At 46.4% G+C, this 9,367-nt stretch carries 10 protein-coding genes; 8 read left to right on the plus strand and 2 right to left on the minus strand.

The features are described 5' to 3' along the window. Window positions 1–548: 548 nt before the first annotated feature. From lpxC to ACBR23_RS10415, 8 genes are all read left to right on the plus strand, one after another. The gene (gene lpxC, locus ACBR23_RS10380; RefSeq protein WP_371114761.1) at window positions 549–1,391 is read left to right on the plus strand and encodes a UDP-3-O-acyl-N-acetylglucosamine deacetylase; all 843 of its coding nucleotides are present in this window, start codon (window positions 549–551) and stop codon (window positions 1,389–1,391) included. Between the two features lie 48 nt (window positions 1,392–1,439). Beyond that, window positions 1,440–1,970, plus strand: coding sequence for a 3-hydroxyacyl-ACP dehydratase FabZ (fabZ, locus tag ACBR23_RS10385; protein ID WP_371114762.1), 531 nt, complete (start codon window positions 1,440–1,442; stop codon window positions 1,968–1,970). A gap of 233 nt (window positions 1,971–2,203) precedes the next feature. Beyond that, window positions 2,204–2,998 (plus strand): acyl-ACP--UDP-N-acetylglucosamine O-acyltransferase, encoded by a 795-nt coding sequence (gene lpxA, locus ACBR23_RS10390; protein WP_371114763.1) that lies wholly within the window; start codon window positions 2,204–2,206, stop codon window positions 2,996–2,998. A 41-nt stretch (window positions 2,999–3,039) separates the two neighbouring features. Next, entirely contained in the window at window positions 3,040–3,642 is a 603-nt protein-coding gene (locus tag ACBR23_RS10395; protein WP_371114764.1) for a Uma2 family endonuclease, read from the plus strand. 9 nt (window positions 3,643–3,651) lie between these two features. Next, complete coding sequence (gene lpxB, locus ACBR23_RS10400; RefSeq protein ID WP_371114765.1) at window positions 3,652–4,824, plus strand: lipid-A-disaccharide synthase; 1,173 nt, start codon at window positions 3,652–3,654, stop codon at window positions 4,822–4,824. 23 nt (window positions 4,825–4,847) lie between these two features. After that, window positions 4,848–6,131, plus strand: a complete 1,284-nt coding sequence (locus ACBR23_RS10405) for a DNA cytosine methyltransferase (RefSeq protein ID WP_371114766.1) — start codon at window positions 4,848–4,850, stop codon at window positions 6,129–6,131. 196 nt (window positions 6,132–6,327) lie between these two features. After that, the gene (locus tag ACBR23_RS10410; protein WP_341738571.1) at window positions 6,328–6,672 is read left to right on the plus strand and encodes a BON domain-containing protein; all 345 of its coding nucleotides are present in this window, start codon (window positions 6,328–6,330) and stop codon (window positions 6,670–6,672) included. Window positions 6,673–6,956: 284 nt separating this feature from the next. Continuing rightward, window positions 6,957–7,355, plus strand: a complete 399-nt coding sequence (locus ACBR23_RS10415; protein WP_371114767.1) for a DUF4278 domain-containing protein — start codon at window positions 6,957–6,959, stop codon at window positions 7,353–7,355. A 161-nt stretch (window positions 7,356–7,516) separates the two neighbouring features. Here the strand turns inward: ACBR23_RS10415 and ACBR23_RS10420 are convergent, their stop codons facing one another. Together ACBR23_RS10420 and ACBR23_RS10425 are read right to left on the minus strand one after the other, a co-directional pair. Next, complete coding sequence (locus ACBR23_RS10420; protein ID WP_371114768.1) at window positions 7,517–8,698, minus strand: RtcB family protein; 1,182 nt, start codon at window positions 8,696–8,698, stop codon at window positions 7,517–7,519. 190 nt (window positions 8,699–8,888) lie between these two features. Further along, window positions 8,889–9,367, minus strand: a 479-nt coding sequence (locus tag ACBR23_RS10425) for a hypothetical protein (protein ID WP_371125645.1), incomplete at its 5' end; no start/stop codon positions are given.

Consider the following 9,367-nt stretch of genomic DNA (forward strand, 5'->3'; position numbering starts at 1 on the left):
AAAATGGAGGCAGAGCCTCCGGAACTGCGTTACCAGGCAGAGCCTGGTAACGAGTAAGCACATCTTAGGATGTAACTGGTTCCCCGGCTCTGCCTGGGAACCGATGTCTAGAGGCTCTGCCTCGCGTGGCTAGGGGAAAATGGAGGCAGAGCCTCCGGAACTGCGTTACCAGGCAGAGCCTGGTAACGAGTAAGCACATCTTAGGATGTAACTGGTTCCCCGGCTCTGCCTGGGAACCGATGTCTAGAGGCTCTGCCTCGCGTTGCTAGGGGAAAATGGAGGCAGAGCCGACCGATCGGCGTTACCAGGCAGAGCCTGGTAACGAGTAAGCACATCTTAGGATGTAACTGGTTCCCCGGCTCTGCCTGGGAACCGATGTCTAGAGGCTCTGCCTCGCGTTGCTAAGGGAAAATGGAGGCAGAGCCGACCGATCGGCGTTACCAGGCAGAGCCTGGTAACGAGTAGAATGCCAATGCCCAATTCCCAATGCCCAATGCCCCATTCCCCATTCCCCATTCCCAATTCCCCATTCCCAATTCCTATAACTCATGACTCAAAGTACCTTAGCCTCTGAATTTGAACTGTCGGGAGTTGGTTTGCACAGTGGCGAACAGACTCGCGTCCGAATATTGCCCGCGGCAGTTGGTGAAGGTCGCTATTTTGTCAGAACTGACTTGCCCGGTGCTCCAATTATTCCTGCAACAGTTGAAGCCGTATCTCAGACTGCTCTTTCGACAGAACTGACAGGTACAAGTGATGCTCACATTCGCACTGTAGAGCATCTGTTAGCGGCTTTGGCTGGCATGGGAGTGGATAATGCTCGAATTGAGGTTGATGGCCCGGAAGTGCCTCTGCTTGACGGTTCTGCCCTGGTTTGGGTGGAGGCGATCGCCCAAGCTGGATTAGTCGCCCAAGAATTGGTGCATCCTCCAGAAAACCCCCAACTTTCACCCGTCGAGAATCCGGTTTGGGTGCGTCATGGGGATGCTTTTGTGGCTGCTTTGCCTGCTGCGGAAACTCGGTTTAGCTACGGGATTGATTTTGAGGAACCTGCGATCGGCAATCAATGGTACAGTTGGTCGCCAGAGGCAGAAAGTTTTGCTAGTGCGATCGCCCCGGCTCGGACTTTTGGACTGGCCCGCCAAGTTGACCAATTACGACAAGCAGGTTTGATTAAAGGTGGTAGCCTAGAGAACGCCTTAGTTTGCGATCGCTCCGGCTGGCTCAACCCGCCCTTGAGATTTACAAATGAACCAGTACGCCATAAAATCCTAGACTTAGTAGGCGATCTCAGTCTGCTGGGAACTTGGCCAACAGCTCACTACTTGGCTTACAAAGCCAGTCACAATTTACACGTCCAACTTGGCTTAGCCCTGAGATTGCCAGCTTGATCCATGCTGAATATCTCCGTTACCACTCACCATCTAACACGCGATTTAATGTCTACGTTCACTGAAATTAACGAAATTAACACCCCAAATCATACTAATTCTGCATCTGTTCTCACCGAGAATGGTCAGGATTCTGCGATCGTTAAATCCACTTTTACTGTGGAAGAAATTCAGCAATTGTTGCCTCACCGCTATCCTTTTGCACTGGTAGACAAGATTATTGATTACTTGCCGGGAGTGCGGGCTGTAGGGATTAAAAATGTCACTTTCAACGAACCGCATTTTCAAGGGCATTTTCCAGGAAGACCGGTGATGCCGGGGGTATTAATTGTGGAAGCGATGGCTCAAGTGGGTGGTATTGTTCTCGCTCAATTGCCTGATATTGAGCAAGGATTGTGGATGTTTACCGGAATTGATCAAGTCAAGTTCCGCCGTCAAGTTGTGCCTGGGGATCAGTTGGTAATGACTCTAGAATTACTATGGGTAAAACGCCGACGCTTCGGGAAAATGCAGGCGGTGGCTGAAGTGGACGGACAAAAAGCTTGTTCAGGAGAATTGACATTTTCGATGGTAGATTAAATTGGGCATTGGGCATTGGGCATTGGGCATTGGGCATTGGGCATAGGGCATAGGGCATTGGTAATAGCTAACAACTAAGAGTGGTTGATTGAATCAGCAATTACTAATCGCCAATAACTAATCATCAATCACCGATTCCCAATTCACGGATCCCCAATTCCCAATTCCCAATTCCCGATTCCCAATTCCCGATTCCCGATTCCCAATTACCAATTACTATAAAAAACTGAAAAATGCTTACATTGATTCACCCAACTGCTGTGATTCATCCTCGCGCCGAACTTCACTCGACTGTAGAAGTGGGAGCTTATGCTGTAATTGGGGAAAGAGTTAAAATCGGGCCGGAAACTAAGATTGGTGCTCATGCAATTATCGATGGACTAACAGAAATAGGTGCTCGCAATCAAATTTTCCCCGGTGCGGCTATTGGTTTGGAACCTCAAGATTTAAAGTATCAAGGTTCTCTAACTAGGGTGGAGATTGGGGACGATAATTTAATTCGGGAATATGTGACTATTAATCGGGCTACCCAACCGGGAGAAAGCACAACCATCGGCAATCATAATCTATTGATGGCTTATGTTCACGTTGGTCATAATTGTTCGATCGCCGATCGAGTAATTATAGCTAATGCCGTAGCTTTGGCCGGACACGTTAAAATAGAGTCTCAGGCTCGATTGAGCGGTGTTTTGGGGGTTCACCAATTTGTCCATATCGGCCGACTGTCTATGGTGGGCGGATTGAGCAGAATCGATCGAGATGTCCCTCCTTATATGTTAATCGAGGGGAATCCTTCGAGAGTGCGATCGCTCAACAAAATTGGTCTCCAACGCGCTGGTTTGACAGCAGAAGATTTGGAACTGTTGAAGAAAACTTTTCGGATTTTATACCGATCGGGCTATACTCTCAATCAAGCTTTGGCAGAGTTGGATTTATTACCGGAAAATCACCATTTGCAGCATCTGCGGAAATTTGTGCAAGAGTCTGTCACCAAACCCAGACGCGGTTTGATTCCAGGTAAAAAATGAATGATGTAGAATAAGTCTATGAACTAGGTAAATCTTTTCCTATGAATGTATACACTTTAGCAAAATCTACATCCCATGAAACAGAACAAGATGGCTCCATTATGTTCTACGATGTTAGCTGGGAGCAATTTGAAGCGATAGAAGCAGCTTTTAAAGATCTGAGGCGTGTAAAATTTTTCTATCTCGATCGAATACTGCAAATTATGACAGTCTCTCCCGAACATGAAATAATCAAGAAAACCCTCTGTATGCTGCTAGAGGCATATATGAGAGCAAATGGCATTAGATTTTATGGTAAGGGCGGGCCGACTCTGGGTGACAGAGAATTAGGGGGTAGAAAAGAGCCGGATGATTCCTATGACATAGGCACCCAAAAAACAGTCCCAGATATTGCTATCGAAGTGGTAATTACCAGTGACGGTATAAATACTCTAGAATTATACAAAAGGTTGGGGATTCGGGAAGTCTGGTTTTGGCAAAATAGTCAGTTATCTCTCTACGATTTAAGAGGTGAAAATTATGAGCAGATTGCCAGGAGTACATTCCTTCCCAATCTGGACTTAGAATTACTACTACGCTGTGCTAATATGCCGGATCAATATGATGCTGTTACGGAGTTATTAGCCAACATCTCACCTGTTTAAATTCAGAATATGAAAATTTTTATTAGCACTGGTGAGGTTTCGGGCGATTTGCAAGGGGCTTTGTTAATTAGTGCCATAAAACGTCACGCAGCTACCGCTGGTTTAGAGTTAGAGATTGTCGGATTGGGCGGGCAGCGGATGGCGGAAGCTGGCGCTACTATTTTAGCCGATACTGTGGCTATTGGTTCCATGGGACTTATAGAATCAGTCCCCTATATTTGGCCAACTATCCAAGTTCAAAAAAAAGCTAAACAATACCTAAAAGATTCTCCGCCCGATGTAGTTGTATTGATTGATTATTTAACTCCAAATTTAGGTATTGGTAGCTACATCCGCCGCTGTTTGCCTTCGTTGCCGGTGCTTTGGTATATTGCTCCTCAAGAGTGGGTTTGGTCTATTTCTCCTCGCAATACTTCTTTGATTGTCAATATTTGCGATCGCATATTAGCAATTTTTCCCGAAGAAGCTACTTATTTTGAAAAAAAAGGCGCCCAAGTCAGTTGGGTTGGTCATCCTTTGGTGGATAGAATGCAGGCTGCGCCCAGTCGCGAAGTTGCCCGCAAAACTTTGGGAATTCCATCGGAACAGATCCCAGTGGCTCTAATTCCGGCCTCTAGAGGCCAAGAGTTGAAGTACCTGATGCCTGTCATATTTGAGGCTGCTCAAATTATTCAAGCTAAATTGCCGGCAGTTCATTTCTGGATTCCGTTGTCTCAATCTGCTTTCCGCAGCCAAATCGAAGCAGCTATTGCAGATTTTGGTTTGCGCGCTACTCTACTAGAAAATCAAACTCTGGAAATTTTGGCGGCTGCGGATCTGGCGATCGCTAAATCTGGTACTGTTAATTTGGAGTTGGCTTTGCTGGATGTTCCCCAAGTTGTCCTCTATCGCGTCAGTCGAATTACGGCGATTATTGCCCAGTATTTGCTGAAATTTTCGATTCCTTTTATGTCTCCACCCAATTTGGTGCAAATGAAGCCGATCGTCCCTGAGTTGTTGCAAGACGAGGCGACTGCGGAAAATATAGTCTTTCACGGGCTGGAATTGCTGCAAAATGGCGATCGACGACAGCAAACTTTAGACGGTTATCGGGAAATGCGGGAACATTTGGGAGATGTGGGGGTGTGCGATCGCGCTGCTGCGGAAATTATGAAATATCTGAAATTAAACGTAGCAAATTAACATAAATTTGGTTCTAAAAGGTTATGCCAAGCAATCGGAAAAAGCGACCGATCGCTGTTGATTTATTTGCAGGTGCCGGTGGCATGACACTGGGTTTTGAACAAGCAGGTTTTGATGTACTTGCCTCTGTTGAAATTGACCCTATTCATTGTGCTACCCACCAGTTTAATTTCCCTAAGTGTTCTATTTTGTGTAAAGATGTAGCACTACTAACCGGAGCGGAAATTAGGAAAAATTCTCCCATTGGTAAGCGCCAGATAGACGTAGTGATCAGTGGTTCGCCCTGTCAAGGATTCTCGATGATGGGTAAGCGCGATGTAGATGACCCGCGCAATTCTTTAATTTTTCACTTTCAACGCTTGGTTTTGGAGCTAAAACCCAAGTTTTTTGTCATGGAAAATGTACCGGGAATCAAGGCAGGAGAACATAAGGAACTTCTGCATCTTTTAATTAGTTCTTTTATAGCATCAGGCTATCAAGTAGAAGAAAATTATCAAGTTCTCAATAGCGCTCACTACGGAGTTCCCCAAGCTCGCAAAAGATTGTTTCTCCTGGGTTCTAAGGCTGGTTGTGAATTACCAAAATATCCTCCACCGATTACTTTACTGCCCAAATTAAATCAGAAAATCGAGCCTAGCAAGCGGAAAAGAAAAGGTAAAAATAATCCTGATTTGCCTCTTGTCCCAACAGTTCTGGAGGCCATTGGAGATTTGCCAGAAGTGGAACTATACAGCGAGTTACTGTACCGAGATTGGGTAATGGCGGAGTATGGAAAATCTAGTAACTACGCGAGTATCATGCGCGGCATTGATTCTTCAGAGGATGATTATTCCTACCCTCGCGAGTACGATAGACAAATCCTCTCTTCTAGTTGGCGCACCAAACATTCCCAGGAATGTATCGAAAGGTTTATGGCGGCAAAACACGGCGAAAAAGAGCCGATCAGCCGTTTTTACAAACTGCACCCCGACGGAGTTTGCAACACTCTCAGAGCAGGAACAGACAGGGCTAGAGGGGCTTATACTTCGCCGAGGCCCATTCACCCGATCGCACCTCGGTGCATTACGGTTAGGGAAGCAGCGCGACTACATTCTTATCCTGACTGGTTTAGATTTCACGTCACCAAATGGCACGGTTTTCGTCAAGTCGGAAATTCTGTACCACCCCTATTAGCCAAGGCTGTGGCGGCCCAAATTATTCGTGCTTTGGGAGTCCAGGTAATTAAACCCACTGCTAAGCTGACATGGGGAGATGATAGTTTGCTAAAACTGAATTGGTTGGAAGCGGAAAAATATTATCAAAATTGAGGGGGGTAGACTTGGAGAGTGACTCACGCGCTTGGTATCCAGGGCGTAGCGATCGTCGTCCCCTATATAAAACAGCAACATCAACATAATTCAACAACCGAAAAAATCAGTCCAAAGGTGAGTTTTAGCAAATTTTTGGGTTTTTGGGAATTCTAAAGTTATCTTATAAAAAACTGTATTTTCAGGAGAATCTACAATGGGTTGGTTCAAAAGACTGTTCGGACTTGAAAAGCCTGAACCCCAGGCTCAGCCGATGACACAAGTAGTGCAGCAAGCGGCACAGTCCCAATCGATCGCTCCTGCGAAGGTAGGTCCAGACGGGAATTTTGACGAAAGCGGGCTAGCAAAGCGAGTTGCTTTAGCTTTTGACGAAGACTCCGAAGTTGCTGATATTGACTCCGTATGGGTGGCTCAACTCAGCGGTACGGTGGTTCTCAAGGGCCAGGTTCCCAGTCAAGAAATTCTCGACAAGTTAGTGAAGATCGCCTCTGCCGAAGAGGGCGCCACGGGCGTGCAAACCGATCAAGTAACAGTGGGCTAGAGGCTTTTCTCTGAGCTGTGTTACCCCTAACTTCCTATTTTAACGAAACCACTAGGAAGTCACCTATTGATTGACTGAGGGTCGATCGACCCCCAGCAAACCCTTAGAGCCCGCTACAGCGGGCTTTTTTTTGCGGTTTGGTAGCTTAAATATTAAGTTTTGTTAATTTTCCTGGTTATTTAGGAAAACGGTAAAATACAATACAGAAAGTAAGATTTTTTTGAATAGCAAAAAGCAAACCAGAGCTGACTACCCTTTTTATCGACCTATAAGGATCAAAAAATATGAAACTCGCTTATCGCGGTGCTAACTACGACTACGACATTCCGACAGTTGACATGACGGAAGGCGAAGTAGCGGGCAAATATCGGGGTCAAAACTGGAACTATCGTTATCCAAGACATATTCCGATGCCTCAGCACCCCCAGGATTTGCAGTACCGTGGGGTAGGCTACAGGAGCGATCGACCATCTCCGAAAATTGAAGAGGACGTAGCGGTTGATACCGCAGCAACGATGGCGATCGCAGCGGCTCCATCCTATCCAAAAGCTGAGGAAGTGGCAACAGTCCACCGGGCGCATATCTGCAATATTCTCGATCGCAGACAGCAAATAGCCAGGGCTAAAGGTGATGAAAGACTGCTGCGCTTGCTAGAAAAAGAGTCGCGACAGATGGCTTGCTAGAGAAAAAGCTCCGAAAGTCGAATATTTGTGAAGAGGGGGGAAGTTGAAAAGAGTTCAATTTCCCCTTTTTGGTGTTGTTTGTGCGATCGAATTTGCCACCTCCAAGCGACTCCAAGCCGGTCAATTTGAATTTAGCCGCCATGCTTTTAGGCGTTTTTATATCACCCCTTGACACAAAGAACCTGCTTCAAAGTCGCCACAACTTCCACCAAATCCGACTGCTGACTCATCACCTCATCAATAGGCTTATAAGCCCCCGGAATTTCATCTAAAAACTGCTCATCTTTCCGACACTCAACCCCCTCAGTCTGACGCACAAAATCATCAAGAGTAAACACATTCTTCGCTTGAGTTCGAGACATCAACCGCCCCGCACCGTGAGAACAAGAACAGTAACTTTCCACATTACCTTTCCCCTTCACAATAAAAGACTTCGCCCCCATGGAACCCGGAATAATCCCGTAATCCTGTACATTGGCGCGTACAGCACCCTTGCGAGTCACATACACATCTTCGCCAAAATGCACCTCTTTTTCCGCATAATTGTGATGGCAATTCACCTTTAACAATGGCTTAGTAGGTTTGCCGCCCGCAACGTGCTTTTCCACAATGTGCTTAAACCGATTCATCATCACATCACGATTAAAACGAGCATAATTTTGCGCCCACTGCAAATCGTGCCAATAAGCAGCAAACTCCTTTGTACCCGCTACAAAATAAGCTAAATCTTGGTCAGGCAGACTAATTTCTGCCAGTTTAGCTAAATTTTTAGCAGTGTCGATATGGTGCTGTGCGAGCAAATTTCCAATGCCGCGAGAACCGGAGTGTAGCATCAGCCAAACAAAGTCTTCGGTATCAACACAAACCTCAATAAAATGATTGCCACCACCGAGGGAACCCATTTGTTTTAGGGCTTTATTTTCTTGGTGTTGCACACCTTGATGAAGTTCTTTAAACTCGCGCCATTCTTGCCAGTTGGTGACGGTTCTTTCGACTTCTTTGTTTTCGGCAAATCCGACAGGAATTGCGGCTTCGATATCGAGGCGAATTTGTTTGAGTTTGCCTTCTAATTTGTGAGCTTTGAATGGCATTTTAATAGCAATTACGCCACAACCAATATCGACGCCCACAGCCGCCGGAATTATCGCTTCTTTTGTGGCAATTACTGAACCGACTAAAGCACCTTTGCCTAAATGTACGTCGGGCATTAGGGCGACGTGTTTGAATACAAATGGCAAAGATGCTACATTTTTTGCCATATTGGTTTCTTTGGCGCCTAGGGCGTGGTTTGCCCAAGATAGGACGGGTTTTGGGGTTGATATTTCTAATTTTTCGTAGGGCATTTTTGTTTGAGTTTGTTTTGTCTGTTAGTATGTAGTATTATTGTAGTATAAATATGTGATAGTGTCAAATGTACCTTACTGGCTGATTTTATTAGGGTGCATCAGCTTAACATCAAATGCAGTAGCGATATTGTTTGTGAGTCCGACAGTCCGACAGGGAATGAATTCCCTGTCTCATAGCGAAAGTCCTCTAAAAGAGGACTGAAATCGATAACTGGTTCCCCGGCTCTGCCTGGGAACAAGCAATGGATAACTGGTTCCCCGGCTCTGCCTGGGAACCGATATCCAGAGGCTCTGCCTCGCTTCGCTTGCTTAGCAAAAGTGGAGGCAGAGCCTCCGGATCTGTGTTACCAGGCAGAGCCTGGGAACAAGTAATGGATAACTGGTTCCCCGGCTCTGCCTGGGAACCGATGTCCAGAGGCTCTGCCTCGCTTCGCTTGCTTAGCAAAAGTGGAGGCAGAGCCTCCGGATCTGTGTTCCCCGGCTCTGCCTGGGAACAAGCAATGGATAACTGGTTCCCCGGCTCTGCCTGGGAACCGATGTCCAGAGGCTCTGCCTCGCTTCGCTTGCTTAGCAAAAGTGGAGGCAGAGCCTCCGGATCTGTGTTACCAGGCAGAGCCTGGGAACAAGTAATGGATAACTGGTTCCCCGGCTCTGCCTGGGAACCGA

Origin of the sequence: Microcoleus sp. (assembly GCF_041354475.1) — a bacterium.
Lineage (GTDB): Bacteria > Cyanobacteriota > Cyanobacteriia > Cyanobacteriales > Microcoleaceae > Microcoleus.